25 protein-coding genes are annotated in these 24,927 nt (G+C 70.9%); 15 read left to right on the plus strand and 10 right to left on the minus strand.

The genetic code is table 11. From position 1 onward, the window contains the following. Positions 1 to 7: 7 nt before the first annotated feature. Positions 8 to 1,549, minus strand: a complete 1,542-nt coding sequence (locus ACIP84_RS18890; RefSeq protein ID WP_355964950.1) for a S8 family serine peptidase — start codon at positions 1,547 to 1,549, stop codon at positions 8 to 10. Positions 1,550 to 1,822: 273 nt separating this feature from the next. Here ACIP84_RS18890 and ACIP84_RS18895 point away from each other — a divergent pair, with 273 nt between their 5' ends. The 3 genes from ACIP84_RS18895 to moaA all read left to right on the plus strand — a co-directional run bounded on the left by ACIP84_RS18895 (position 1,823) and on the right by moaA (position 4,991). After that, positions 1,823 to 2,197 carry a DUF485 domain-containing protein gene (locus ACIP84_RS18895; RefSeq protein ID WP_355964951.1) on the plus strand — a complete coding sequence of 125 codons (375 nt, stop codon included), beginning with the start codon at positions 1,823 to 1,825 and terminating at the stop codon, positions 2,195 to 2,197. Then, positions 2,194 to 3,834, plus strand: a complete 1,641-nt coding sequence (locus tag ACIP84_RS18900; RefSeq protein ID WP_319308190.1) for a cation acetate symporter — start codon at positions 2,194 to 2,196, stop codon at positions 3,832 to 3,834. The genes ACIP84_RS18895 and ACIP84_RS18900 overlap by 4 nt, the downstream gene beginning before the upstream one ends. A gap of 167 nt (positions 3,835 to 4,001) precedes the next feature. Then, positions 4,002 to 4,991 carry a GTP 3',8-cyclase MoaA gene (moaA, locus tag ACIP84_RS18905; protein ID WP_401798772.1) on the plus strand — a complete coding sequence of 330 codons (990 nt, stop codon included), beginning with the start codon at positions 4,002 to 4,004 and terminating at the stop codon, positions 4,989 to 4,991. 156 nt (positions 4,992 to 5,147) lie between these two features. Here moaA and ACIP84_RS18910 read toward each other — a convergent pair whose 3' ends face one another. Beyond that, positions 5,148 to 5,363 carry a hypothetical protein gene (locus ACIP84_RS18910; protein ID WP_401798773.1) on the minus strand — a complete coding sequence of 72 codons (216 nt, stop codon included), beginning with the start codon at positions 5,361 to 5,363 and terminating at the stop codon, positions 5,148 to 5,150. 182 nt (positions 5,364 to 5,545) lie between these two features. Further along, positions 5,546 to 5,890 (minus strand): DUF3099 domain-containing protein, encoded by a 345-nt coding sequence (locus ACIP84_RS18915; protein WP_401798775.1) that lies wholly within the window; start codon positions 5,888 to 5,890, stop codon positions 5,546 to 5,548. A gap of 170 nt (positions 5,891 to 6,060) precedes the next feature. Between ACIP84_RS18915 and ACIP84_RS18920 the strand changes: the two genes are divergently transcribed. After that, on the plus strand, positions 6,061 to 6,336 hold the full coding sequence (locus ACIP84_RS18920; RefSeq protein WP_073917319.1) for a GlsB/YeaQ/YmgE family stress response membrane protein: 276 nt from the start codon (positions 6,061 to 6,063) through the stop codon (positions 6,334 to 6,336). Between the two features lie 84 nt (positions 6,337 to 6,420). Here the strand turns inward: ACIP84_RS18920 and tyrS are convergent, their stop codons facing one another. Genes tyrS through ACIP84_RS18935 form a run of 3 tightly spaced genes read right to left on the minus strand, consistent with a single transcriptional unit; the run spans position 6,421 to position 10,654 of the window. Next, positions 6,421 to 7,689: a tyrosine--tRNA ligase gene (gene tyrS, locus ACIP84_RS18925; protein ID WP_355964954.1), complete on the minus strand. Its 1,269-nt coding sequence runs from the start codon at positions 7,687 to 7,689 to the stop codon at positions 6,421 to 6,423. 53 nt (positions 7,690 to 7,742) lie between these two features. Further along, the gene (locus ACIP84_RS18930; RefSeq protein ID WP_401798777.1) at positions 7,743 to 9,134 is read right to left on the minus strand and encodes a metallopeptidase TldD-related protein; all 1,392 of its coding nucleotides are present in this window, start codon (positions 9,132 to 9,134) and stop codon (positions 7,743 to 7,745) included. Then, positions 9,131 to 10,654 (minus strand): TldD/PmbA family protein, encoded by a 1,524-nt coding sequence (locus tag ACIP84_RS18935; protein ID WP_401798779.1) that lies wholly within the window; start codon positions 10,652 to 10,654, stop codon positions 9,131 to 9,133. The genes ACIP84_RS18930 and ACIP84_RS18935 overlap by 4 nt, the downstream gene beginning before the upstream one ends. Positions 10,655 to 10,896: 242 nt before the next feature. On the opposite strand from ACIP84_RS18935, the gene fabG reads away from it, so the two are divergent. The 3 genes from fabG to ACIP84_RS18950 all read left to right on the plus strand — a co-directional run bounded on the left by fabG (position 10,897) and on the right by ACIP84_RS18950 (position 12,970). Continuing rightward, on the plus strand, positions 10,897 to 11,616 hold the full coding sequence (gene fabG, locus ACIP84_RS18940) for a 3-oxoacyl-[acyl-carrier-protein] reductase (RefSeq protein ID WP_266964585.1): 720 nt from the start codon (positions 10,897 to 10,899) through the stop codon (positions 11,614 to 11,616). 2 nt (positions 11,617 to 11,618) lie between these two features. Continuing rightward, a complete protein-coding gene (gene fabI, locus ACIP84_RS18945; protein ID WP_401798781.1) occupies positions 11,619 to 12,395 on the plus strand; it encodes an enoyl-ACP reductase FabI in 777 nt (258 codons plus the stop codon). Positions 12,396 to 12,559: 164 nt separating this feature from the next. Next, positions 12,560 to 12,970, plus strand: a complete 411-nt coding sequence (locus ACIP84_RS18950; protein WP_401798783.1) for a hypothetical protein — start codon at positions 12,560 to 12,562, stop codon at positions 12,968 to 12,970. On the opposite strand, the gene ACIP84_RS18955 is transcribed toward ACIP84_RS18950, so the two are convergent. Further along, entirely contained in the window at positions 12,915 to 13,628 is a 714-nt protein-coding gene (locus ACIP84_RS18955; RefSeq protein WP_401798785.1) for a FadR/GntR family transcriptional regulator, read from the minus strand. The genes ACIP84_RS18950 and ACIP84_RS18955 overlap by 56 nt on opposite strands. Before the next feature lie 81 nt (positions 13,629 to 13,709). Between ACIP84_RS18955 and ACIP84_RS18960 the strand changes: the two genes are divergently transcribed. The 4 genes from ACIP84_RS18960 to ACIP84_RS18975 all read left to right on the plus strand — a co-directional run bounded on the left by ACIP84_RS18960 (position 13,710) and on the right by ACIP84_RS18975 (position 16,068). Continuing rightward, entirely contained in the window at positions 13,710 to 15,020 is a 1,311-nt protein-coding gene (locus tag ACIP84_RS18960) for a CynX/NimT family MFS transporter (RefSeq protein WP_401798787.1), read from the plus strand. A 17-nt stretch (positions 15,021 to 15,037) separates the two neighbouring features. Beyond that, on the plus strand, positions 15,038 to 15,154 hold the full coding sequence (locus ACIP84_RS18965; protein ID WP_319308163.1) for an SGM_5486 family transporter-associated protein: 117 nt from the start codon (positions 15,038 to 15,040) through the stop codon (positions 15,152 to 15,154). A gap of 156 nt (positions 15,155 to 15,310) precedes the next feature. Beyond that, a complete protein-coding gene (locus ACIP84_RS18970) occupies positions 15,311 to 15,514 on the plus strand; it encodes a hypothetical protein (protein ID WP_355964961.1) in 204 nt (67 codons plus the stop codon). A gap of 35 nt (positions 15,515 to 15,549) precedes the next feature. After that, positions 15,550 to 16,068, plus strand: coding sequence for a histidine phosphatase family protein (locus tag ACIP84_RS18975; RefSeq protein ID WP_355964962.1), 519 nt, complete (start codon positions 15,550 to 15,552; stop codon positions 16,066 to 16,068). Positions 16,069 to 16,263: 195 nt separating this feature from the next. Here ACIP84_RS18975 and serB read toward each other — a convergent pair whose 3' ends face one another. Beyond that, entirely contained in the window at positions 16,264 to 17,481 is a 1,218-nt protein-coding gene (serB, locus tag ACIP84_RS18980) for a phosphoserine phosphatase SerB (protein ID WP_355964963.1), read from the minus strand. 221 nt (positions 17,482 to 17,702) lie between these two features. Between serB and ACIP84_RS18985 the strand changes: the two genes are divergently transcribed. After that, positions 17,703 to 20,333, plus strand: a complete 2,631-nt coding sequence (locus ACIP84_RS18985; RefSeq protein WP_401798790.1) for an FHA domain-containing protein — start codon at positions 17,703 to 17,705, stop codon at positions 20,331 to 20,333. A gap of 92 nt (positions 20,334 to 20,425) precedes the next feature. Here the strand turns inward: ACIP84_RS18985 and ACIP84_RS18990 are convergent, their stop codons facing one another. Next, positions 20,426 to 21,208 (minus strand): transglycosylase SLT domain-containing protein, encoded by a 783-nt coding sequence (locus ACIP84_RS18990; protein ID WP_401798792.1) that lies wholly within the window; start codon positions 21,206 to 21,208, stop codon positions 20,426 to 20,428. A 432-nt stretch (positions 21,209 to 21,640) separates the two neighbouring features. On the opposite strand from ACIP84_RS18990, the gene ACIP84_RS18995 reads away from it, so the two are divergent. From ACIP84_RS18995 to ACIP84_RS19005, 3 genes are all read left to right on the plus strand, one after another. Continuing rightward, positions 21,641 to 22,786: a GAF domain-containing sensor histidine kinase gene (locus ACIP84_RS18995; RefSeq protein WP_355964966.1), complete on the plus strand. Its 1,146-nt coding sequence runs from the start codon at positions 21,641 to 21,643 to the stop codon at positions 22,784 to 22,786. Then, positions 22,779 to 23,423, plus strand: a complete 645-nt coding sequence (locus tag ACIP84_RS19000) for a response regulator transcription factor (RefSeq protein WP_355964967.1) — start codon at positions 22,779 to 22,781, stop codon at positions 23,421 to 23,423. Before ACIP84_RS18995 ends, ACIP84_RS19000 begins: the two co-directional genes overlap by 8 nt. A gap of 165 nt (positions 23,424 to 23,588) precedes the next feature. Next, complete coding sequence (locus ACIP84_RS19005; RefSeq protein WP_187624121.1) at positions 23,589 to 23,831, plus strand: chaplin; 243 nt, start codon at positions 23,589 to 23,591, stop codon at positions 23,829 to 23,831. 170 nt (positions 23,832 to 24,001) lie between these two features. Here the strand turns inward: ACIP84_RS19005 and ACIP84_RS19010 are convergent, their stop codons facing one another. Continuing rightward, a complete protein-coding gene (locus tag ACIP84_RS19010) occupies positions 24,002 to 24,793 on the minus strand; it encodes a hypothetical protein (protein ID WP_401798794.1) in 792 nt (263 codons plus the stop codon). Positions 24,794 to 24,927 lie beyond the last annotated feature (134 nt).

Genomic DNA, 24,927 nt, shown 5'->3' on the forward strand with positions numbered 1-24,927 from the left:
TCACCGACTAGCGGCGGACGGCGTCCAGCGCGTCGATCAGACCGGCTCCGTAGAAGCCGTTCTTGTTCTTGGGACCCTCGCAGACGGCGTCGATCTTGCCGTCGCTGTCGATGTCGTACGGGTTGGTGCAGGCGAGCTTGTCCGCCTGCGCGTACAGCAGGGCCTTGAGGGCCGCCGGGCTCGCGTGGGGGTGCGTCGACTTGATGAGCGCCAGGACACCCGCCGCGTGCGGCGAGGCCATCGACGTGCCGCCCTTGTAGTTGTAGCCCCCGTTGACCGTGGTCGACAGGATGAGGCCGTTGACCGCGGGGGCCTCCGGCGTCTGGTACGCCGTACGGTCGCCGCCGGGGGCGGCGATGTCGATGACACCGAGACCGTAGTTGGAGTACGAGGCCTTCAGGTTCTTGGCGCCGGTCGCGGAGACCGTGACGACACCCGGCAGCATGGCCGGGTAGTCGAGGCACTCCTTCGGGTCGATGACCCGGTCGCCGGGGGTGGTGTCGTTCGGGCTGCTGTTGTCGACGATCGAGTCTGCCGCCAGGTCGAACTTGGAGTTGCCGGCCGCCGCGACGTTGACCGTGCCCTTGCGCTCCGCGTAGCGGCTCGCGCGGGTGACCGCCTCGATGAGGGCCTTCTGGTCCTCGTCGTTCTTGCAGGCGAACATCCACGGGTCGGTGTAGTAGCTGTTGTTCGTGATGTCGACGCCGTGCTCGGCCGCCCACACGAAGCCGCAGACCACGGCCTCCGTGTAGAAGAAGCCGTCCGGGGTGGACACCTTGATGCCGGAGACCTTGACGCCCGGGGCGACACCGGTGATGCCGATGCCGTTCTTGGCGGCGGCGATCGTACCGGCGACGTGGGTGCCGTGGTCGCTCTCGCCCGGGTTCGGACGCCACGAACCGGCGGTGGTGTCCGGCTTGCCGGAGACGCAGTTCGCGGAGGCCTTGGCGTCGAAGTTCGGCGCCAGGTCCGGGTGGGTGTCGTCGACACCGGTGTCGATGACGCCGACGGTCACGCGCTTGCTGCCGAGCGTCTTGCGGTGGGCCTTGTCGGCCTTGATCGCCGGGAGGTCCCACTGCAGGGGCTCGAGGGCGTCCTGCTCGTCCGTCGCACGGGCGGCGGCGGCCTTGGCCTCGGCCTCGGACAGCTCCTGCGTGCCGCCGCCGACGGAGTTGTCGGTCTGCACGGAGAGCGGGGCGGTACGGGTCGAACCGGCCGACACCACACCGCGGGCCTTGCGGATCGTCTTCGCGAACTCGGGGTTCTGCGAGTGGACGACTATGACGCCTATCTGGTCGTACGAGATGACCACCTCGCCGCCCGCGGCGACGATCGCCTTCTTCACCTTGGCGGCGGTCCAGTGACCTCCCGCCACGTTGACGACGTACGACAGCTTCGGCCCGTTCGTCGCCACGGTGGCAGTCGCCGGTGCGTCGCTCAGTTCCGCGGCGGAGGCAGCGCCGGAGGGAAGGAAGCCGAGCGAGGCCGTGAGCGCGAGACCAACAGGCAGAGCGAGAGCTCGGCCGCGCCTCGATCCCAGATGAGCCATGGGTTCTCCACATCATCCGTATGTACTGCCCGCGCGCGGGTTTACGCGCAGGCAGGTGCATGACGAGTGAAGCTATCGCTGATCTTCCATGCCCTTCAATGAGTTGAGAAGACTTCATGAAGATCTGACCGAAGAAATCTCTCGTGTGAACCACTTCCCGGTCCGCTCCGTGCCGTTGGACAGGGGAGGGGCTCCACCCGGAGCCCCTGATCCCGCACCCCCGGTGAGGCCCCCTTGACCATGCCGTCCGTCCCCGCGTCACGAGGAGATTCCGTGGCTACCGAAGCACCGCCGCCGCCCAGAAACGGGACGGAGGCCGCATCCGATACCGTAACGCCCACGACGGAACAGTTCGTCGAGGTGCAGCAGGGCGCCGAGTTCGGCGAACTCCGCCGTACGTACCGCTCCTTCGCCTTCCCGCTCACCCTGGCCTTCATCGCCTGGTACCTGCTGTACGTGCTGCTCTCCAACTACGCGGGCGGCTTCATGGGGACCAAGGTCTTCGGCAACATCAACATGGCCCTCGTCCTCGGCCTCGGCCAGTTCGCCACCACCTTCCTCATCGCCTGGCTCTACTCCCGGCACGCGGCGAACCGGCTCGACCCCCGGTCCGACGCCATCAGAAAGCGCATGGAGGGCGACGCATGAGCACCCCCGTCCTGCTCGCGGCGGGCAACGCCACCAGCGAGCACCGACCGCTGATCATCGCCCTCTTCGGCGCCTTCGTCATCGCGACCCTGGTCATCACCGTCTGGGCCGGCCGCCAGACCCGCAGCGCCGCCGACTTCTACGCCGGCGGCGGCCAGTTCACCGGCTTCCAGAACGGCCTCGCGATCTCCGGCGACTACATGTCCGCCGCGTCCTTCCTCGGCATCAGCGGCGCCATCGCCCTCTACGGCTACGACGGCTTCCTGTACTCGATCGGCTTCCTGGTCGCCTGGCTCGTCGCCCTGCTCCTGGTCGCCGAACCGCTGCGCAACTCCGGCCGGTTCACGATGGGCGACGTCCTCGCCTACCGGATGCGCCAGCGGCCCGTCCGTACCGCCGCCGGCACCTCCACCATCGTCGTCTCGATCTTCTACCTGCTCGCGCAGATGGCGGGCGCGGGCGTGCTCGTCTCGCTGCTGCTCGGCATCACCAGCGACGGCGGCAAGATCGCGATCGTCGCCCTCGTCGGCGTCCTGATGATCGTCTACGTGACCATCGGCGGCATGAAGGGCACCACCTGGGTGCAGATGGTGAAGGCCGTCCTGCTCATCGCGGGCACGCTCCTCATCACCTTCCTCATCCTGCTGAAGTTCGACTTCAACCTCTCGCAGCTGCTCGGCGCCGCCGCCACCAACAGCGGCAAGGGCGACGCCTTCCTGGAGCCCGGCCTCAAGTACGGCGTCAGCGCCCTCTCGAAGCTGGACTTCCTCTCCCTCGGCATCGCCCTCGTCCTCGGCACCGCCGGCCTGCCGCACATCCTGATCCGCTTCTACACGGTGCCGACCGCCAAGGCCGCCCGGAAGTCGGTCAACTGGGCCATCGGCATCATCGGCGGGTTCTACCTGATGACGATCGTCCTCGGCTTCGGCGCCGCCGCCCTGCTCAGCGGCGACACCATCAAGGCCTCCAACAAGGCCGGCAACACGGCGGCCCCGCTCACCGCCCTCGAGGTCGGCGGCGGCGCCGGCTCCACCGGCGGCGCGATCCTCCTCGCCGTCATCTCCGCCGTCGCCTTCGCCACCATCCTCGCCGTGGTCGCCGGTCTGACCCTGGCCTCGTCCTCGTCCTTCGCGCACGACATCTACGCGAACGTGATCAAGCGCGGGAAGGCCACCGAGAAGGAGGAGATGAGGGCCGCCCGCTGGTCCACCGTCCTCATCGGCATCGTCTCGATCGCGCTCGGCGCCCTCGCCCGCGACCTCAACGTCGCCGGCCTCGTCGCCCTCGCCTTCGCGGTCGCCGCCTCGGCCAACCTGCCGACGATCCTCTACTCGCTGTTCTGGAAGAGGTTCACCACCCAGGGCGCGCTCTGGTCGATCTACGGCGGACTGATCTCCTCCGTCGTCCTCGTCCTCTTCTCCCCGGTCGTCTCCGGCGGCCCGGCCTCGATGTTCAAGGGCGTGGACTTCCACTGGTTCCCGCTGGAGAACCCCGGGCTCGTCTCGATCCCGCTGGGCTTCCTCCTCGGCTGGCTCGGCTCCCTCCTCTCCAAGGAGGAGCCGGACGCCGGCAAGTACGCGGAGCTGGAGGTCAAGTCCCTCACCGGTGTCGGGGTGGCCGCCGCGGTCAAGCACTGACCGGAGCGCAGTCGACCGTATACGGTCCGCGACTCCCGGACGGCCGCGTCGTAGAGTTCTACGACGCGGCCGCGTCGGTCCTCGTGACAATCTGCCCTGCTCGTGGGCCGTGCGCTCACGTAGGCTCGAACCACACGCAACCACAACGACGGGGGAGGGGGCCCACAGTGCTCATCGACACCTATGGCCGGGTGGCCACCGACCTGCGCGTCTCGCTCACCGACCGCTGCAATCTCCGCTGCACGTACTGCATGCCGGAAGAGGGCCTCCAGTGGCTCGCGAAGCCGGATCTGCTCACCGACGACGAGATCGTCCGGCTGATCCGCATCGCCGTCACCGACCTCGGCGTCACCGAGGTCCGCTTCACCGGCGGCGAGCCCCTGCTCCGTCCCGGTCTCGTCGGCATCGTCGAGCGCTGCGCGGCCCTGGAGCCGCGCCCCCGGATGTCCCTCACCACCAACGGCATCGGACTGAAGCGCACGGCCGCCGCCCTCAAGGCCGCCGGTCTCGACCGGGTCAACGTCTCCCTCGACACCCTGCGCCCCGAGGTCTTCAAGACCCTCACCCGGCGCGACCGTCACCAGGACGTCCTCGACGGCATGGCCGCCGCCCGCGACGCCGGCCTCACCCCGGTCAAGGTCAACGCCGTCCTGATGCCCGGGCTCAACGCCGACGAGGCCCCCGACCTGCTCGCCTGGGCGGTCGCGGAGGGTTACCAGCTCCGGTTCATCGAGCAGATGCCGCTGGACGCCCAGCACGGCTGGAAGCGCGACGGCATGATCACCGCCGGTGACATCCTGGAGTCCCTGCGCACCCGCTTCACCCTGACTCCGGAAGGCGCCGACGAGCGGGGCTCGGCCCCCGCCGAGCGCTGGGTCGTGGACGGCGGACCGCACACGGTCGGTGTCATCGCCTCCGTCACCCGCCCGTTCTGCCGGGCCTGCGACCGGACCCGGCTCACCGCCGACGGCCAGGTGCGCACCTGTCTGTTCGCCACCGAGGAGACCGACCTGCGGGCCACGCTCCGCTCGGACGCCTCCGACGCGGAGGTCGCGGAGCTCTGGCGGAAGGCGATGTGGGGCAAGAAGGCCGGGTCCGGGCTCGACGACCCGGAGTTCCTCCAGCCCGACCGCCCGATGTCGGCGATCGGCGGCTGAGCGGCGAAGGCCTCGGGCCCAGGGTGACGCGTGGGCCCAGGGTCTGACGCGCCGGGCCCTGGACCCGACGCGCGGGGCCCTGGATCCGACGCGCGGGGCCCTGGATCCGACGCGCGGGCCCAGGACGTGTCCTCGGCTCCCGGGCCCGTCCTTGGATCAGGCCTCGGACGACTCCCAGTCGGCCAGCGGCACGACGTCCTTGAGGAAACCCCGTACACCCAGGAACTGGGACAGGTGCTCCCGGTGCTCCTCGCACGCGAGCCAGGTCTTGCGACGCTCGGGCGTGTGCAGCTTGGGGTTGTTCCACGCGAGCACCCAGACGGCGTCGGCGCGGCAGCCCTTGGCGGAACAGGTCGGCTTCTCTTCGCTCACCTGATCATTGTCCAGCAAGGGCGATGCCGGGCAGCCACGGGGGGAGCTGCCCGGCATCGGTCCGTCGCTCCGACGGGGGATGCGGAGCGCGTAGGCAGTATGTCACGGCACATGGGGTGCCGTGCACAGGAACTTCACGATTGATCTGAGCTTTTCTTGAGCTTTCCGGCCACTGTCCGTGATCATTTCCGGCCGTACGGTCGCTCCGTGTCCCCGTCCGTGGAGGCCTCCGTGGCACCGAGCGCGGGCCGCACCGGAGGCGGTACGAAGGTGGAGGGAAGAGACGGAGCCGACTCGCGTCCCGCGTTCGCGATGACCACCGCGATGTAGGGGAGCAGGATGCCCAGGGCGAGCGCCACGATCGCCACGTGCCGCTCGACGTTCCACAGCACCGCGGCCGCGATCACCGACAGGGTCCTGACCGTCATCGAGATGACGTAGCGCCGCTGCCGCCCCCGGACGTCGTCCGCGAGCCCCTGCCGGGCCCCCGTGATCCGGAAGACCTCGCTCCCGCCACGCTTCGACATCGCCGTCCACCATCCACCGGTCGCGCCGGACTCTCCCCGGTCCGGACCTCGCTTCCACCGTACGCCCGGCCTCCCCCGCGGGCGAGGCCGGGGCACGGATGGCGCTGTCCGACATGCGCCTCATGGTCGATGGGCCGAGACTGGGCGCACATGCGTACAAGGAGGCGACGATGAGTTGGTTGTGGGCGATCATCGTGGGATTCGTCCTGGGCCTGATCGCGAAGGCGATCCTGCCCGGGAAGCAGCAGATCCCGCTCTGGCTGACGACCGTGTTCGGCATTCTCGGCAGCGTGCTCGGCAACGCCGTCGCGACCTGGATCGGTGTCAACGACACCAAGGGCATCGACTGGACCCGCCACCTGCTCCAGCTGATCGGCGCCGTCGCCGTGGTGGGGGTGGGCGACATGCTCTGGGCCTCGATCAAGGGCAACAGACAACGCGCCTAGGGTCACCGGAAACGGGAGGCCCGGTACGGCACCTCACGTGCCGTACCGGGCCTCCCGGCGTGTCCGCGCGATGCCGCTACGGGATCACGCGCCGGCGAACTCGATCGCCGCCAGGTTCTTCTTGCCGCGCCGCAGCACCAGCCAGCGGCCGTGCAGCAGCTCGTCCGCGGAGACCTCGGCGTCCTCGGCGGTGACCTTCACGTTGTTCACGTAGGCCCCGCCCTCCTTCACCGTGCGGCGCGCACCCGACTTGCTCGGGGCGAGACCGACCTCGGTGAACAGGTCGACGACCTGACCCAGCTCCGTCACCCGCGCGTGCGGCAGCTCGGACAGCGCGGCGGCCAGCGTCGCCTCGTCCAGCTCCGCCAGGTCGCCCTGGCCGAACAGCGCCTTGGAGGCGTTGATGACGGCCGCGCTCTGGTCCGCGCCGTGCACCAGAGCGGTCAGCTCCTCGGCCAGCGCGCGCTGCGCGGCACGGGCCTGCGGACGCTCGGCGGTCTGCCGCTCCAGCTCCTCGAGTTCCTCGCGGGACCTGAAGGACAGGATCCGCATGTACGTCGAGATGTCCCGGTCGTCCACGTTCAGCCAGAACTGGTAGAACGCGTACGGCGTGGTCATCTCCGGGTCGAGCCAGACGGCGCCGCTCTCGGTCTTGCCGAACTTGGTGCCATCCGCCTTGACCATCAGCGGGGTCGCGAGCGCGTGCGCCTCGACCCCCGGCTCCAGGCGGTGGATCAGGTCGAGGCCGGCCACCAGGTTGCCCCACTGGTCCGAACCGCCCTGCTGGAGCACGCAGCCGTAGCGGCGGTACAGCTCCAGGAAGTCCATGGCCTGCAGCAGCTGGTAGCTGAACTCGGTGTAGCTGATGCCCTGCTCGGACTCCAGGCGCCGGGCGACGGAGTCCTTGGTCAGCATCTTGTTGACCCGGAAGTGCTTGCCGATGTCCCGCAGGAACTCGATCGCCGACAGGCCGGCGGTCCAGTCCAGGTTGTTCACCATGACCGCGGCGTTCTCCCCCTCGAAGGAGAGGAACGGCTCGATCTGCGTCCGCAGCCGGTTCACCCAGTTCGCGACCGTCTCGGGGTCGTTCAGGGTGCGCTCGGCGGTCGGCCTGGGGTCGCCGATCTGCCCGGTGGCGCCACCGACCAGCGCCAGCGGCCGGTGCCCGGCCTGCTGGAGCCGGCGGACGGTGAGGACCTGGACCAGGTGGCCGACGTGGAGACTGGCCGCGGTCGGGTCGAAACCGCAATAGAAGGTGACGGGACCGTCCGCGAGAGCCTTGCGCAGTGCGTCCTCATCGGTGGACTGGGCGAAGAGCCCACGCCACTTCAGCTCATCGACGATGTCGGTCACGTCGTCCGTCTCCTTGTGATGCAGGTGGGAATGGTCGTCTCAGTCTAGGTGGGTCAGACCCCCTTGCTGACCGAGCTCATGTTGAAGTCGGGGATCCGCAGGGCGGGCATCGCGGCCCGGGTGAACCAGTCGCTCCACTCGCGCGGCAGCGTCTTCTCCGTCCGGCCCGCCTCGGAGGCCCGCGACAGCAGGTCCACCGGCGACTCGTTGAACCGGAAGTTGTTCACCTCGCCGACCACCTCGCCGTTCTCGACGAGGTAGACGCCGTCCCGGGTCAGTCCGGTGAGCAGCAGCGTCGCCGGGTCGACCTCGCGGATGTACCAGAGGCAGGTGAGGAGCAGACCGCGCTCCGTGGAGGCGACCATCTCCTCGAGGGAGCGCTCGCCCCCGCCGTCCAGGATCAGGTTCCCCGCTCCGGGAGCCACCGGCAGGCGAGTGAGTTCCGCCGTGTGCCGGGTGGTGATCAGACGCTCCAGCTTCCCGTCGCGCACCCAGTCCGTCGGCGCGATCGGCAGACCGTTGTCGAAGACGGAGGAGTCGTCGCCCGAGGAGTGCGCGATGACGAACGGCGCGGACTCCAGACCCGGTTCGTTCGGGTCGCTGCGCAGGGTCAGCGGCAGCGGGGACAGGGTCTCGCCGAGCCGGGTGCCGCCACCGGGCTTGGAGAAGACCGTACGGCCCTCGACCGCGTCCCGGGCCGTGGAGGACCACAGCTGGTAGATGAGCAGGTCGGCCACGGCCGTCGGCGGCAGCAGCGTCTCGTACCGCCCGGCGGGCAGTTCGATCCGGCGCTCCGCCCAGCCGAGCCGGGTCGCCAGCTCGGCGTCGAGCGCGGCCGGGTCGACGTCCTTGAAGTCCCGCGTCGAGCGGCCGGCCCAGGCGGAGCGCGAGCGGTCGGGGGACTTGGCGTTCAGCTCCAGGGTGCCGTTGGGCTGGTCGTGGCGGAGCCGCAGGCCCGTGGACGTCCCCAGGTAGGTGGAGGTCAGCTCGTGGTTGGCGAAGCCGTAGAGCTCACGGCCGCCGGCCCGGGCGCGGGCGAAGGCCTCGCCGAGCGCCGGCGCGAAGTCGGCGAACACGGCGGAGGAGGTCTCCGCGGGCGCGTCCGTGAAGTCGGGCAACGCGGGCACGTCCGTCACCAGCGGCTGGGCGTCCTCGGCGGGCCCGGCGGCCCGCGCGGCGGCCTCGGCCGCCCGCACCAGGGGCTCCAGGTCGTCGACGGTCACGGCGGACCGGGACACGACACCGGACGCGGTGCCCTGCGCGCCGTCGACCGTCGCGATGACGGTGAGCGTACGGCCGCGGGTGACACCGTTGGTGGTGAGCGCGTTGCCCGCCCAGCGCAGATTGGCCGAGGACTCCTCGTCGGCGATGACGACACACCCGTCGGCACGGGACAGCTCAAGGGCCCGCTCGACGATCTCGTACGGCTTGCTGACGCGGCTCATCGCCCGGCCTCCTGCGTCGTGTTCAGAATGTTGACGCCCCGGAAGAGGGCGGAGGGGCAGCCGTGGGAGACCGCGGCGACCTGGCCCGGCTGGGCCTTGCCGCAGTTGAAGGCGCCGCCGAGGACGTACGTCTGCGGGCCTCCGACCTGCTCCATCGAGCCCCAGAAGTCGGTGGTCGTCGCCTGGTAGGCCACGTCCCGCAGCTGACCGGCGAGCCGGCCGTTCTCGATGCGGAAGAAGCGCTGCCCGGTGAACTGGAAGTTGTAGCGCTGCATGTCGATCGACCAGGACCGGTCGCCGACCACGTAGATGCCGCGCTCCACACCCCCGATCAGGTCCTCGGTCGACAGGCCGCCCGGGTCCGGCTGGAGGGAGACGTTCGCCATCCGCTGCACCGGCACGTGCGCGGGGGAGTCGGCGAAGGCGCAGCCGTTCGACCGGCCGAGACCGGTGAGCTTCGCGATCCGCCGGTCCAGCTGGTAGCCGACGAGCGTGCCGTCCTTCACCAGGTCCCAGCTCTGCGCCTCGACGCCCTCGTCGTCGAACCCGACGGTCGCGAGACCGTGCTCGGCGGTCCTGTCACCCGTCACGTTCATGATCGAGGAGCCGTACGCCAGCTTGCCCAGCTGGTCGAAGGTCGCGAACGAGGTGCCCGCGTAGGCCGCCTCGTAGCCGAGGGCCCGGTCCAGCTCGGTGGCGTGCCCGATCGACTCGTGGATGGTCAGCCAGAGGTTCGACGGGTCGACGACCAGGTCGTACCGGCCCGCCTCGACGCTCGGCGCCCGCATCTTCTCGGCGAGCAGCGCCGGAATCTCGTCCAGCTCCTTGTCCCAGTCCCAGCCGGTGCCCGTCAGGTACTCCCAGCCACGCCCGACCGGCGGCGCGATCGTCCGCATCGAGTCGAACTCGCCGGTCGTCTCGTCGACGGCGACCGCCGTGAGCTGCGGGTGCAGGCGCACCCGCTGCTGGGTGGTCACGGTGCCGGCCGTGTCCGCATAGAACTTGTTCTCGTGGACGGTGAGCAGCGAGGCGTCCACATGCGCCACGCCCTCCGCCCGCAGCAGCCGGGAACTCCAGTCGGCGAGCAGTGCGCTCTTCTCCTCGCCGGGGATGGCGAAGGGGTCGATCTCGTACGAGGAGACCCAGGTGCGCTCCTCGTGCACCGGCTCCGCCGCGAGCTCGACGCGTTCGTCGGAGCCGGCCGCCGCGATCACCTTGGCGGACAGCTTGGCCATGGCGACCGCCTGCGAGGCGACCTTCGCCGCCCCGTCCATGGTCAGGTCGACCCCGGAGGCGAAGCCCCAGGCCCCGCCGTGCACCACCCGCACCGCGTAGCCGAGGTCCGTGGTGTCCGAGGAACCGGACGGTTTGGCGTCGCGCAGCCGCCAGGAGGCGCTGCGCACCCGCTCCAGGCGGAAGTCCGCGTGCTCGGCACCGAGCGCGCGCGCTCGGGCGAGCGCCGCGTCGGCGAGCGCCCGCAGGGGCAGCGCGACGAACGAAGGGTCGATCTGGTGGACCACGAGCGGCCTCGCTCTCGGTGATCGGAAGGCTGGGGTCGAGCAGGGGTGGAGCTGTCCTTGATCTGCCACGGAAGTCAATCACGGGACGGCCCGCGGAGTCGGCGCATTACCGACGCCCGGCGACCTGAGCTGTAGGGACCCGACAGTGACACCCGGGCGCCACTGTCGGAGGTCGATTCCTCATGTCGGGGGCGATACCGATAGGTTTTCGGCTACCAGACCGCTATCGAAAGGGTGATCCGTTGAGCCGCTCGGTTCTCGTCACCGGAGGAAACCGGGGCATCGGCCTCGCCATCGCCCGCGCGTTCGCCGAGTCCGGCGACAAGGTCGCGATCACGTACCGCTCCGGCGAGCCGCCGGCGGCTCTCACCGAACTCGGTTGCCTGGCCGTCAGGTGCGACATCACCGACGCCGAGCAGGTGGAGCAGGCGTACAAGGAGATCGAGGAGAAGCACGGTCCGGTGGAGGTCCTCGTGGCCAACGCCGGCGTGACGAAGGACCAGCTCCTCATGCGCATGTCCGAGGAGGACTTCACCTCCGTCGTCGACACCAACCTCACCGGCACCTTCCGGGTCGTCAAGCGTGCCAACCGCGGAATGCTGCGCGCCAAGAAGGGCCGCGTCGTCCTGATCTCCTCGGTCGTCGGCCTGCTCGGCTCCGCGGGCCAGGCCAACTACGCCGCGTCCAAGGCCGGCCTGGTGGGCTTCGCCCGTTCCCTCGCGCGTGAGCTGGGCTCCCGCAACATCACCTTCAACGTCGTCGCCCCTGGTTTCGTCGACACCGACATGACCGCGGTGCTCACCGACGAGCAGCGCGCGGGCATCGTGTCCCAGGTGCCGCTGGGCCGCTACGCCCAGCCGGAGGAGATCGCCGCCGCGGTGAAGTTCCTCGCCTCCGACGACGCCTCGTACATCACTGGAGCCGTCATCCCGGTTGACGGCGGATTGGGCATGGGTCACTGACCATGAGCGGAATTCTCGAGGGCAAGCGCATCCTCATCACCGGTGTGCTGATGGAGTCCTCCATCGCCTTCCACACCGCGAAGCTGGCCCAGGAGCAGGGCGCGGAGATCATCCTCACCGCCTGGCCGCGGCCGACGCTGACCGAGCGCATCGCCAAGAAGCTGCCCCACCCCGACAAGGTGAAGGTCCTGGAGCTCGACGTCTCGAACGACGAGCACCTCGCCCGCCTGGAGGGCCAGGTCCGTGAGCACCTGGGCGACCGCCTCGACGGCGTCGTGCACTCCATCGGCTTCGCGCCGCAGGACGCGCTCGGCGGCAACTTCCTCAACACGCCGTTCGAGTCCGTGGCCACCGCCATGCACGTCTCGGCCTTCTCCCTGAAGTCGCTGACGATGGCGCTGCTGCCGCTGATGAGCGAGGGCGGTTCGGTCGTCGGCCTCACCTTCGACGCGAAGTTCGCCTGGCCGCAGTACGACTGGATGGGCCCGGCCAAGGCCGCCCTGGAGGCCACCAGCCGCTACATGGCGCGTGACCTGGGCAAGCAGAACATCCGCTGCAACCTGATCTCGGCGGGCCCGATCGGTTCGATGGCCGCGAAGTCGATCCCCGGCTTCGGCGAGCTGGCGGCCGTGTGGGACAGCCGTTCCCCGCTGGAGTGGGAGCTCTCGGACCCGGAGCCGGCCGGCCGCGGCGTCGTCGCGCTGCTCTCGGACTGGTTCCCGAAGACCACGGGCGAGATCATCCACGTGGACGGCGGCCTGCACGCCATCGGCGCGTAACCGCTGCTCGTCGCAGCCACAGGGCCGTGTGCCCGCCCCGGAGGGGGCGGACACACGGCCCTCGCCGTTCCGCAACCCCTGCACGACTCGAAAAGTCGAGCGAACCACCCCAGACTGGGGCAGAGCGTGATGCTTCTGCTGCTGAACGGGGAGGAGGTACGGGCATGCGCGCGATACGTCACGGGTTCGGCGCCTTCGTCTCCGTCGCCGTACTGCTCACCGGGGTCGCCGTCGCCGCCGAGGTGCGGGCCGCGCCCGCCCCGGCCGAGGACCCTTCCGCCGCCGCCCCGGTGGCCGAGGAGCCGGAGGACTTCGGCGCCTCCTGCAGCACCGTCGTCCGGGGCTCGACGGTCACCGCCCACTGCCACAACCCGTATCCCCGCGCCGACCGGGTCCGGCTCCACGTCGAGTGCGAGCGCTGGTGGGACATCGACTCCGACAGCGCCCCGGTGGAGGTCGGTCCCGCCGACTACGGCGAACTCACCGGCCGCTGCTGGAAGGAGGTCCGGTCCGCCTGGATCACCCACCAGCCGGCGGACCAGGCTCCCGACCCGACTCCGGTACGGGGCTCCTGAGGCACATGTAGGGGTAGCCGGCCGCCTCCGCGCCGGCCCGCTCGGCCTCGCCCTCCCGGATCGCGTCCACCAGGCGCGCGTGGTCCATCCAGTTCTCGGGCCGCAGCTCCTGCCCGACGTCGTCGCGCAGCCACTCCCGCAGCAGATCGCCCAGGTCCGCGTAGAGCTCGGTGAGCACCTCGTTGCCCGAGGCGGCGACGACCGCGTGGTGGAAGGTCGCGTCGGCGGACACGAACCGCTCGGCGTCACCGGACTCCCACGCCTCCTCCCGCCGTACGAGCAGGGTGTCGAGCTGCTTCAGGTCCCGCTCGGTGCGCCGCGCGGCCGCGAGCCGTGCGGCGGCGGACTCCAGGGTCGAGCGCAGCTCGGCGACGTGCCGGGGGTCGGAGCCGGCGAACCGGCGGTGCATGACGCCGGCCAGCTCGCTGGTGGCGATGACGTACGTCCCGGAGCCCTGCCGGATGTCGAGGAGCCCGTTGTGCGCGAGCGCCCGCACCGCCTCGCGCACCGTGTTGCGGGCCACGCCCAGCTGCTCGACCAGCTCGGGTTCGGTCGGGATGCGTGAACCCACCGGCCATTCGCCGGAGGTGATCTGGTTCCGCAGCTCGGCGATCACCTGATCGGAGAGGCCTGCGCGCCGGGGGTGGCCGAGGGCCATGGAGCACCTTCCCATTCGTTCGGGTCGCCCAAGTCGTTCGGGATTGGACAACCAATCATCCCATGATTCTATGATGGCCTCATGCCTGACGAGCCGAAGACCCTCGACCCCACCGCACGACCGGCCACGACCACCGTTCCTGCGGCCACCACCACGGCCCCGCCCGGAGCCGCCGCCGGCGATTCTCCCGCACGGGCGCGGGCACAGCGCTGGACCCTCGGCCTCGTCACCGTCGGACTCGTCCTGGCCGCGCTGAACCTGCGCCCCGCCATCACCAGCCTCGGCGCCCTCCTCGAAGAGGTCAGCGCGGGCCTCCACATGAGCGGCACCGTCGCCGGGGTCCTCACCTCCGTCCCCCCGCTCTGCTTCGCGGTCTTCGGCATCACGGCCCCGCGCCTCGCCCGCCGGTTCGGTCCCGCCGCCGTCGTCTGCGCGGGCATGGCCGCGATCTTCACCGGCCTGATCCTGCGCCCCTTCGCCGGCGGCACCGTCGGCTTCCTCGCCGCCAGCGCCCTCGCCCTCATGGGCATCGCCGTCAGCAACGTCCTGATGCCGGTCATCGTCAAGCGGTACTTCCCGGACCGCATCGGCAGCATGACCGGCCTCTACTCCATGGCCCTCGCCCTCGGCACCTCCGTGGCGGCGGCCGCGACCGTCCCCATGACCGCCGCCCTGGGCGGCGACTGGCGCATCGGCCTCGGCGTCTGGGCGGCCATCGCCGCACTGGCCGTCCTGCCCTGGATCCCGCTCGTCCGCGACCGCGACCGCGCCACCGCGGAGACCAGGACCGCCACCGCGGCCGGGACCGCCGCCCCGCGCATCACCCGCAGCCGCACCGCCTGGGCCCTCGGCTGCTACTTCGGCCTCCAGGCCACCGGCGCCTACATCACCATGGGATGGATGCCGCAGATCTTCCGCGACGCCGGAGTCCCCGCCTCCACCGCGGGCGTGCTCCTCGCCGTCACGATGGTCATGGGCGTCCCCCTCGCCTTCGTGATCCCCCGGCTCGCCACCCGCATGAAGAACCAGGGCCCGATCGTCGTCGCCCTCGGCCTCTGCGGCCTCGCCGGCTACACCGGCCTCTTCCTCGCCCCCGCCGCCGGCGCCTGGGTCTGGGCGGTGCTCCTCGGCGTCTCCAACTGCTCCTTCCCGCTCGCCCTCACGATGATCGGCATGCGCTCGCGCACCGGCGCCGGAGTCGTCCGGCTCTCCGCCTTCGCGCAGAGCGTCGGCTACCTCATCTCCATCCCCGGCCCGCTCCTCGTCGGCGTGCTCTACCAGCACAGCGGCGGCTGGGGACTGCCGATCGTCCTGATGGGCGGGCTCATGGTGCCGCAGATGATCGTGGGAACCCTGGCGGGCAGGGACCGCACCGTCGAGGACGAATCCTGAGATGCGAGACTGTCGTCATGCCAGTTCTCGAACCCCATCCCCCGAACGGCCAGAAGAAGCTGCTCATCGTCTTCGGCGCGATGATCGGCATCACGGTCGTCATCGGCCTCATCGCCTCGTTCGCCTCCCCGTGACGCCCGCTCGGCCCGCCCGTGCTGGGGATAACCCCCGCATCCCCTAGGGGGCGGGACTCAGGGTGAAGTGGGTGGATCACCGGATGGGCCGAGGGGCCCGCGATCCCTAGGTTGGAGACGACAGGGAAAGCGGAGTTCTCACCCACGGAGGCGGTCATGTCGGCCCACACGTCCACCCGCGTCCGGCCCGAGGCGACCGGTGTCGACACCCGGCTGCCCTGGTGGGCACTCGCCCTCCCGGCGATCGCGTTCGTCGCCCTCCTGATGCTGATGACCGGGCCCGGAGAAGCGCACGCGGCGGTCGGAGACCCGGGGGTCGGAGGGTTCCTGGAGCGGATCCAGCAAACGCTCTCTCTCTGAGTCGGCGCGAGCCGATTCGTGCGAAGCTGAGGACCATGAGCGTCGACACACCCCGCAGGATCGTGCTGCTCCGACACGCGAAGGCGGACTGGAACCAGGAGTCCGACCACGAGCGCCCCCTCGCCGAGCGAGGCCGCGCGGACGCCCCCGTCGCCGGCCGCCGGCTCGCCGAGACCGGCATCGCCTTCGACCTGGCCCTCTGCTCCACCGCCACCAGGACCCGCGAGACCTGGAAGCTGGCCGTGCAGGCCCTCCCCGAGCGCCCGAAGACCGTCTACGAGGACCGGCTGTACGAGGCCTCGCTCGGCGAGCTCATCGCCCTGCTCAACGAGACCTCGGAGGACGTGTCCGACCTCCTGGTCATCGGCCACAACCCCGGGATGCACGCCCTCGCCGACGCCCTCGCGGGCGAGTCCGAGGGCGACGTGCTGCCCCGGATGAACCGCAGCGGATTCCCGACCTCCGCCTTCGCCGTCCTCACCTTCAACGGCTCGTGGAAGTCCCTGGAGCACGGCGCCGGACGCCTCGTCGACTTCTGGACCCCGCACGCCTGACCGGCCCGGTAAGCCCCGTACGCCCCGGCGGGATCCGTACGCCCCGGCGGACTCCGTGGCCCCGGCCGCATCCCGTACGCCCCGGCCCCATGCCCGCGCCGTGGCCGAATCCGTAGCCGATGCCGTCGCCGTACGGAGAAGGGCCCGGCCGTCATCCGACGGCCGGGCCCTCCCACGTTCGGGTTCACCTGCGGCTCAGTGCAGCAGGTCCTCCTCGCCGCCGTCCGCGGCCTCGACCTCTTCGCGGGTGATCCCCAGCAGATACAGCACGGTGTCCAGGAACGGCACGTTCACCGCCGTGTGCGCGGCCTCGCGCACCACCGGCTTCGCGTTGAACGCCACGCCGAGACCGGCCGCGTTCAGCATGTCCAGGTCGTTCGCCCCGTCGCCGATCGCCACGGTCTGCGCCAGCGGCACACCCGCCTCCGCCGCGAACCGGCGCAGCAGCCGCGCCTTGCCCGCCCGGTCCACGATCTCCCCGGTCACCCGCCCGGTCAGCTTGCCGTCCACGATCTCCAGGGTGTTGGCCGAGGCGAAGTCCAGCCCGAGCCGCTCCTTCAGATCGTCCGTGACCTGCGTGAACCCGCCCGAGACCACACCCACCTGGTAGCCGAGCCGCTTGAGCGTACGGATCAGGGTCCGGGCCCCGGGCGTCATCCGCACCTCGGCACGGACCTTGTCGACCACCGAGGCGTCGAGCCCGGCGAGCAGCTCCACGCGCGCGTGGAGCGACTGCTCGAAGTCCAGCTCCCCGCGCATCGCCGCGGCCGTCACCTCGGCGACCTTGTCCTCGCACCCGGCGTGCGCCGCGAAGAGCTCGATCACCTCGTCCTGGATCAGCGTCGAGTCGACGTCCATGACGACGAGCCGCTGGGCCCGCCGGTGCAGCCCGGCGGAGACCACGGCCACGTCGACCCCGATGCTGTGGGCCTGCGTGGCGAGGGTGGTCCGCAGCGGCCCGGTCTCACAGCCGGACACGGCGAACTCGACGGCCGTGACCGGGTACTTCGCCAGCCGGAAGACCCGGTCGATGTTGCCGCCGGCCTCCGCGATCCTGGCCGCTATGGCCGCCGTCTGCTCCGCCGTCAGCGGGTTGCCCAGCACGGTGACGTGCGAGCGCCCCTCACCCCGGGGGCGGTTGTCGCCCGTACCCGAGATGATCTCGGCCTGGAGTTTCAGCGACTCGGCCCAGCTGTGCACGGTCGCGCGGAGCTCGCCCTGCGAGGCGACGGTCGGCTCGGTGACGAGCGCGCACAGGACGAGGCGGCCGCGGGAGACGACCTGCTCGATGTCCACGACGTCGACGGAGTAGGCGGCGAGGGTGTCGAAGAGTCCCGCGGTGATCCCGGGACGGTCCTTCCCGAAGATCTTGACGAGAAGGGTGGGAACGTCTGAGGTCTGCGATGCGCTCATGGTGCTTCCACCGTAACGGGCACCGGGTGCCGCCCGACCCCCCGTCCCGCCCAGCGGACACCCGGGTGGGCGCGCCCTTGGTACCGGGAGCGTCGTCGGAGAGCCTGCGCCGGGTCTTCACGCGGCCCGACTTTCGGAGAGGGGACCGGGCCTGAAATAGTTCCCCAGGATGATTCGCATCCCTGGACTCCCCGCGACGGGGGTACATCGGGGGACAAGTAGTGGGGCATGGAGTGCCAGAACTCGTACTGGAATTGAACGGAAGGACCTGGACGCTCGATCCGTCCAGGTCGTACACCCTGGGCCGCGACCCGCAGGGCGACCTGGTCATCGACGACGCCAGGGTCTCGTGGCGCCACGCCACCATCAGCTGGGGCGGCCGGAGTTGGGTCATCGAGGACCACGGCTCGACCAACGGCACGTTCCTGCAGGGGCAGCGGATCCACCAGGTGGAGATCGGACCCGGCTCGGCCGTCCACCTCGGCAACGCCACCGACGGCCCGCGGCTGAATCTCGCCGCGGCCGGCGCACCGGCCCACCAGCAGCCGGCGGCGGCTTACCAGCAGCCGGCGGCGGCCCAGGCGCCGGCCCACCAGGTCCCCGCCCACCAGGCCGCCGAGCAGGCCGCCCAGGCGGAGTGGCTCACGCACCAGGCGCCGCCACAGCAGGGTCAGCAGGTCCCGCAGCAGAACTGGCAGCAGCAGGGCCCGCCGCCCGTGCACCCGCAGGCCGCCCGGGAGCAGGTCCCGCACCAGCAGGGCCACGGCGGCCCCGTCGAACAGTTGGCGCAGAAGGTGCCCGGCCCGGGAGGCGGAGCCGCCGGGGCGTCGGCGGCCTACGCCGACCGCAGCCCCACCACGTTCCACCAGCTGGCCCTCGGCCACGTCATGCGCATCGGCCGTGCCCTCGAGAACGAACTGGTCGTCTCCGACCTCCAGGTCTCGCGGCACCACGCCGAGTTCCACGCGACGCCCGACGGACGCTTCGAGATCCGCGACCTCGGTTCGCACAACGGCACGTACGTCAACGGTCAGCCGATCACCAAGGGCGGCTCCGCCCTCCTCGGCCCCCAGGACATCGTCGGCGTCGGCCACTCGACCTTCCGGCTCGTCGGCGGCCAGCTCGAGGAGTTCGTCGACACCGGCTCCGTCTCCTTCTCGGCCCGCCACCTCACGGTCACGGTCGACGGCGGCAAGCAGATCCTCAAGGACGTCTCCTTCGGCGTCCCGGAGAAGTCGCTGATCGGTGTCATCGGCCCGTCCGGCTCCGGAAAGTCCACGCTGCTCAAGGCGCTGACCGGCTACCGCCCGGCCAACGAGGGCGACGTCCTCTACGACAACCGGAGCCTCTACAAGCAGTTCGCCGAGCTGCGCCAGCGCATCGGACTGGTCCCGCAGGACGACATCCTGCACAAGGAGCTGACCGTCCAGAAGGCGCTGCGCTACGCGGCCAAGCTCCGCTTCCCCGGCGACACCGCCACGGCCGAGCGCGAGGCCCGGATCGGCGAGGTGCTCCGCGAGCTCAAGCTGGACATCCACAAGGAGAAGAAGGTCACCTCCCTCTCCGGTGGTCAGCGCAAGCGCGTCTCGGTCGCCCTGGAGCTCCTCACCAAGCCGTCGCTGATCTTCCTGGACGAGCCGACCTCCGGCCTCGACCCGGGCATGGACCGCGACGTCATGCAGCTGCTCCGCGGCCTCGCCGACGACGGCCGCACGGTCCTCGTCGTCACCCACTCGGTGGCCGAGCTGGGCCTCTGCGACAAGCTGCTCGTGATGGCCCCCGGCGGCTCGGTGGCCTACTTCGGCCCGCCGAACGAGGCGCTGAACTTCTTCGGCTACTCCACCTGGGCCGACGTCTTCTCCGCCTTCGAGAACTACCGCGACTACGACTGGGCGGGCCGCTGGAAGGGCTCGCAGCACTACCAGCTGTACGCCGCCGACATCGACGCCGTCGCCGCGCAGCCCGTGCAGATGCCCCAGCAGGCGATGTCCAGGCCGCCGAAGCCGCAGGGCTGGGGCTCCCAGCTGTGGACCCTGATCCGGCGCTACGTCTCCGTGATCGCCTCCGACGTGGGCTTCATGGCCCTGATGGTGATCCTGCCGGCCGTCCTCGGCGCGGTGTCCGTCGTCATCCCCGCCGACTTCGGCCTCGGCAGGCCCACGCCCCCGTCCCGCTTCAACGGCGACGCCGGCACGATCATGCTGATCCTCGCGGTCGGCATGTGCTTCAGCGGCGCGGCCAACTCGGTCCGAGAGCTGATCAAGGAACGGGTCATCTACGAGCGGGAGCGTGCCGTCGGCCTGTCCCGCTCCGCGTACCTGATGTCCAAGGTCATCGTCCTCGGCCTGATCACGGCCTTCCAGGGCGTGATCATCTGCGCCATCGGCTTCTCCACGCGCGCGCTGCCCGAAGAGGGCCTGCTCATGCCGCCGGCCGTCGAGCTGTGCATCCAGGTCATCGGGCTCGGCCTGACCTCGATGATGGTCGGCCTGGTCATCTCCGCGCTGGTGAAGACCGCCGAGAAGACCATGCCGCTGCTGGTCATGTTCGCGATCATCCAGGTCGTGTTCACCGGCATCCTCTTCCAGGTGTACGACTCGCCCGGCCTGGAGCAGTTCGCCTGGCTCATGCCCTCCCGCTGGGGCATCGCCGGCGCCGGCGCCACCCTGGACCTGGCGCACCTGATGCCGCCGTGGGACCACAAGGACCCCACGAACACCGACCCGCTGTGGGAGCACACGGTCGGCCAGTGGAGCCTCAACCTCGGCATCCAGCTGTTCATGGCCGCCGTCTGCTGCGTCGCCGTGGCGCGGCTGCTGCGCCGCCACGAGCCCGAGGTCATGCGCAAGTGACCGGCTGACCCGCAGGCACGCCGAAGGGCGGCACCCCAGTGCGGGGGTGCCGCCCTTCGGCGTACGGCGACGGCGGACCAGAGCCTGCCTGATCAGTACGCGCTGTTGACGTTGTCGATGGAGCCGTAGCGGTCGGCCGCGTAGTTGGCGGCGGCGACGAGGTTGGCGACCGGGTCGTACTGATCGAACTTGGTGCCCGGGATGTGGTACGCCTTGAAGGTCGGGTAGATGACCTGCAGCAGGCCCTTCGACGGGACGCCGTTGATGGCGTTGATGTCCCAGTTGTTGATGGCCCGCGGGTTGCCGCTGGACTCACGCATGATGTTCTTGTGCAGGCCGTTGTACGTGCCCGGGATGTTGTGCTTGTCCATGATGAACAGCGCCTCGCGGATCCAGCCGTCGAGGTTGTTCGCGAAGACCGGGGTGCGGGCGACGGAACGGCTCGCGGCGGTCTTCGCCGCGGCGCGCTTCTTCGCGTCGGCCTTCGCCTTCGCCGCGGCCTTCGCCTTGGCGTCGGCCTTGGCCTTGGCGGCGGCCTTGGCCTGCGCGTCCGCCTTCGCCTTGGCAGCGGCGGCGGCCTTCGCCTTGGCGTCGGCCTTCGCCTTCGCCGCGGCCTCCTGCTGGGCCTTGAGGCCGATGGTGGACTGCTGCTCGGTGACGCTGGCGGCCAGGGCCTTCGCCTGCGGGCTGTTCGCGTTGTACGACCAGGCGACCTGCTGCGTACCGGAGAGAGCCTGGGGCTCGGTCTCGGTCGAGCCGTTGCCGGGGACGAGGGAGAGGGTGAGCGCCGCGGCGCCCATAGCGGCGACGCCGGCGATCGTGGCCTTGTGGGTCTTCTTCAGACCACGAATGTGGCCAGGGGTGTTCGCAGACATAACGGACTACCTCTTCGAATCGCTGGGGGTCGTCGCACGGCCGGGGCGGCGCTGCGCCTTCATCGGCGGCGACGAGGGCAATTCTTAGCGGCCGCAAAATGCTGTGGCAAAGGTGTGACGTACGATCCCGGGTAGTGGATCAGGGGCCCGTGCACACCCCACAGAAGGGCCCTTATGTCCGTCTCACACCACCCTGCCCCGCCCTTCCGGGGTCCACTAGGGGGCTTCGTAAGTGACCTGGGTCCTATGCGCGGGCTCACATCGGCCAGGTAACGAACTCACCAGCCGTTGCGTGAGCAATGCGCACAGTAAGTCCCCTCCTCCGGAAGGAGGACAGCGGCCTGCGGGCACTACGACCTAGGTCCCCGGTCCCCCTCCTCCGAGGTCTCCGGACGGATACGGACCGTCACGGCCCGCCGGTACGGTGAACACATGAGCCATCGACCGAGCTCCGGCCTGGCCGCCGTGAGCACCGCCCTCCTGGCGATGAGCCGCCATCTGGAGGTCCGCGACGTCCTCAAGACGATCGTCGCCTCCGCCCGCGAGCTGCTCGACGCCGAGTACGCGGCCCTGGGCGTCCCCGACGACCACGGCGGCTTCGCCCAGTTCGTGGTCGACGGCGTCAGCGAAGAGCAGTGGAAGGCGATCGGCCCGCTGCCCCGGCAGCACGGCATCCTCGCCGCGATGCTCCACAAGGCCGAGCCCGAGCGGCTCGCCGACGTCCGCGAGGACCCCCGCTTCGAGGGCTGGCCCGCCGCCCACCCCGAGATGTCCGACTTCCTCGGCCTCCCCGTCAGGGACGGCGACGAGATCCTCGGCGCCCTCTTCCTCGCCAACAAGCGCTGCCCGAAGGAGGGCGGCGGCTGCGGCTTCACCGCACAGGACGAGGAACTCCTCTCGATCCTGGCCCAGCACGCGGCCATCGCCCTCACCAACGCCCGCCTGTACGAGCGCAGCCGCGAGCTCACCATCGCCGAGGAGCGCTCCCGCCTCGCCCACGAGCTGCACGACGCCGTGAGCCAGAAGCTCTTCTCGCTCCGGCTGACCGCCCAGGCCGCTGCCGCGCTCGTCGACCGCGACCCCGCCCGCGCCAAGGGAGAGCTCCAGCAGGTCGCCCTGCTCGCCGCCGAGGCCGCGGACGAACTGCGCGCCGCCGTCGTCGAGCTCCGCCCCGCCGCCCTGGACGAGGACGGCCTCGTCCACACCCTCCGCACCCACATCCAGGTCCTGGACCGCGCCCACACCGCGCAGGTCACCTTCGAGAGCCCCGGCACGCGCGCGCTGCCCGCCGCGCAGGAGGAAGCGGTGCTGCGGGTCGCCCAGGAGGCCCTGCACAACGCCCTGAGGCACGCGGACGCGGGCCTCGTCGCCGTCTCCCTCACCCGCGCGGGCCCGGGCGCGCGCCTCACCGTCACCGACGACGGCAAGGGCTTCGACCCGCGTACGGTCCGCAGTGCGGGACGCCACCTCGGTCTGGTCTCCATGCGGGACCGGGCGGGCGGCGTCGGCGGATCGCTCACCGTGACCTCGGCCCCCGGCGAGGGCACCACGATCGAGATGGAGGTACCCGGTGGCTGACAAGCAGATCCGTGTCCTGCTGGTCGACGACCACCAGGTCGTCCGCAGAGGCCTGCGCACCTTTCTGGAGGTGCAGGACGACATAGAGGTGGTGGGGGAGGCCTCCGACGGCGCCGAGGGCGTCGCGCGGGCCGAGGAGCTCCGCCCCGACGTGATCCTCATGGACGTGAAGATGCCGGGGACGGACGGCATCGAGGCGCTGAAGCGGCTCAGCGGGCTCGACAACCCGGCGAAGGTCCTCGTCGTCACCAGCTTCACCGAGCAGCGGACGGTGGTCCCCGCGCTCCGCGCCGGCGCCTCCGGATACGTCTACAAGGACATCGACCCCGACGCGCTGGCCGGCGCGATCCGCTCCGTCCACGCCGGGCACGTCCTGCTCCAGCCCGAGGTCGCGGGCGCGCTCCTCAGCCAGGACGACTCCCACGGGGGTACGGGACGCGGCTCGACCCTCACGGAGCGGGAGCGCGAGGTCCTCGGCTTGATCGCGGACGGCCGGTCCAACCGCGAGATCGCCCGCGCGCTCGTCCTCTCCGAGAAGACGGTCAAGACGCACGTCTCGAACATCCTGATGAAGCTCGACCTGGCGGACCGCACCCAGGCGGCCCTCTGGGCCGTCCGGCACGGCCTCACGAACTGACGCGCCCGCCCCCCGCGCGCCCCTGCGCGCCGGGCGCACGACCGTTCTGTCCTTCATACCGTCGTGTGTATGTCCCCCGTTCGGCGCAACCTGACGGGGGGCGCCGCGTTCTCCATGGCGTGCTGCGGCTGACCGGCCGCAGCGATGACCAGGAGGATGTACCAAGTGAAGAACCTCAAGAAGGCCGCTGCCCTCACCATGGTCGCCGGTGGCATCGTCGCCGCCGGTGCGGGTGTCGCCTCCGCCCACGGCGCCGAGGCCACGGGCAAGGCCGTCGAGTCCCCGGGCGTCGCGTCCGGCAACCTGGTGCAGGTCCCGGTCCACGTCCCCGTGAACGTCTCCGGCAACACGGTCAACGTGATCGGCCTGCTCAACCCGGCCTTCGGCAACCACGCCCTCAACGGCTGACCGCCGCACGAAACCGACCGGCCCCCGGGACGATCCCCCGGGGGCCGGTTTCTGCGTTCCCCTCTTCCACCGCGGTCCTCGCGCCGCTCGGCGCCGGGGCGCCTTCCGGGCTTCGGTCCGCTGTGGCGGACTCCGTCCGCCGGTCGGGGTGGCTGGCGGATTGCTGGGGGTCAGAGGCCCCGTTCCCGTTCCCTCTCCTCCACGTACGCGTTGTACGCGGCGACCTGGGCCCGCCTTGCCACCCGCTCCACCGGCCGCAGCGCCTCTCCCCGCGCCGCCATCTCCGAAGCGCTCACCGCGCCCCCGTGCCCGTGGTCGTACGCCAGGTCCACCAGCAGGCCCACCCGCTGCGCCAGCTCCAGGACCCGCACCGCCCGTGGCGGGTAGCCGGGGGCGAGGACCTCCCGGCCCACCTCCGCCCGCGCCCGGTACGCCTCGCGCGCCGCGTCCGCCGCCGGGCCCGAGGCCGCCACGTCCAGCCGGGTCAGGACCGACGTCGCGTCCCGCAGGGCCTCCGCCAGCTCCCGCTCGGCCTCGCCGAGCGACGGCACGTCCGCCGGCGGGGCCTCCCGCACCGCGAGGCAGCGCCAGACCACCTCCACATGGACGTCACCCACCGGCCCCGCCTCCGACACCTCCGGCACGAGGCCGTACGGCGCGCCGTGGCCCACCGCCGCCTCCTCCGCCTCCAACGCGCGCGCGTTGAAGTCCGGCGGCCCGCTCAGCCCCAGCGGATGCCCCGGCGCCGGCAGCGCCACCCGCCACCCGGTCACCCCGAGCCGCCGCAGCCGGCCGAGCGCCAGGGTCAGCCCCACCGGCCGCGCCTCACCCGGCAGCCCCTCCACGCGGTGCACCGCGTCCTCCCCGACAATGGCCAGCGCCGCCTCGTCCGGCGACACCGCCCCGGCCAGCAGGGCATTGCCCCAAGCGGCCAGGCGTCCTGAGCGTGGTTCCGAAAGCATTCCCCAAGACTAGGGGGAGCCCCGGGCGCACCGGGGGACTCAAAGGAAGCCCTAGGGACCGGCCCGCTCCGTCGATAACGTAGGTTTTCCCCTGGACGCCGCGCCCACCGGCGCAAGGCGACGACACGACTCGA

Source organism: Streptomyces sp. NPDC088707 (genome assembly GCF_044752725.1).
Lineage (GTDB): Bacteria > Actinomycetota > Actinomycetes > Streptomycetales > Streptomycetaceae > Streptomyces.

Excerpts from the sequence above, each read along its gene's own strand:
- ACIP84_RS18890 (WP_355964950.1), bottom strand. The coding sequence starts at position 1,549 with ATGGCTCATCTGGGATCGAGGCGCGGCCGAGCTCTCGCTCTGCCTGTT.
- ACIP84_RS18900 (WP_319308190.1), top strand. The coding sequence starts at position 2,194 with ATGAGCACCCCCGTCCTGCTCGCGGCGGGCAACGCCACCAGCGAGCAC.
- ACIP84_RS18915 (WP_401798775.1), bottom strand. The coding sequence starts at position 5,890 with ATGTCGAAGCGTGGCGGGAGCGAGGTCTTCCGGATCACGGGGGCCCGG.
- ACIP84_RS18920 (WP_073917319.1), top strand. The coding sequence starts at position 6,061 with ATGAGTTGGTTGTGGGCGATCATCGTGGGATTCGTCCTGGGCCTGATC.
- ACIP84_RS18930 (WP_401798777.1), bottom strand. The coding sequence starts at position 9,134 with ATGAGCCGCGTCAGCAAGCCGTACGAGATCGTCGAGCGGGCCCTTGAG.
- fabI (WP_401798781.1), top strand. The coding sequence starts at position 11,619 with ATGAGCGGAATTCTCGAGGGCAAGCGCATCCTCATCACCGGTGTGCTG.
- ACIP84_RS18950 (WP_401798783.1), top strand. The coding sequence starts at position 12,560 with ATGCGCGCGATACGTCACGGGTTCGGCGCCTTCGTCTCCGTCGCCGTA.
- ACIP84_RS18955 (WP_401798785.1), bottom strand. The coding sequence starts at position 13,628 with ATGGCCCTCGGCCACCCCCGGCGCGCAGGCCTCTCCGATCAGGTGATC.
- ACIP84_RS18960 (WP_401798787.1), top strand. The coding sequence starts at position 13,710 with ATGCCTGACGAGCCGAAGACCCTCGACCCCACCGCACGACCGGCCACG.
- ACIP84_RS18965 (WP_319308163.1), top strand. The coding sequence starts at position 15,038 with ATGCCAGTTCTCGAACCCCATCCCCCGAACGGCCAGAAGAAGCTGCTC.
- ACIP84_RS18970 (WP_355964961.1), top strand. The coding sequence starts at position 15,311 with ATGTCGGCCCACACGTCCACCCGCGTCCGGCCCGAGGCGACCGGTGTC.
- ACIP84_RS18975 (WP_355964962.1), top strand. The coding sequence starts at position 15,550 with ATGAGCGTCGACACACCCCGCAGGATCGTGCTGCTCCGACACGCGAAG.
- serB (WP_355964963.1), bottom strand. The coding sequence starts at position 17,481 with ATGAGCGCATCGCAGACCTCAGACGTTCCCACCCTTCTCGTCAAGATC.
- ACIP84_RS18990 (WP_401798792.1), bottom strand. The coding sequence starts at position 21,208 with ATGTCTGCGAACACCCCTGGCCACATTCGTGGTCTGAAGAAGACCCAC.
- ACIP84_RS18995 (WP_355964966.1), top strand. The coding sequence starts at position 21,641 with ATGAGCCATCGACCGAGCTCCGGCCTGGCCGCCGTGAGCACCGCCCTC.
- ACIP84_RS19010 (WP_401798794.1), bottom strand. The coding sequence starts at position 24,793 with ATGCTTTCGGAACCACGCTCAGGACGCCTGGCCGCTTGGGGCAATGCC.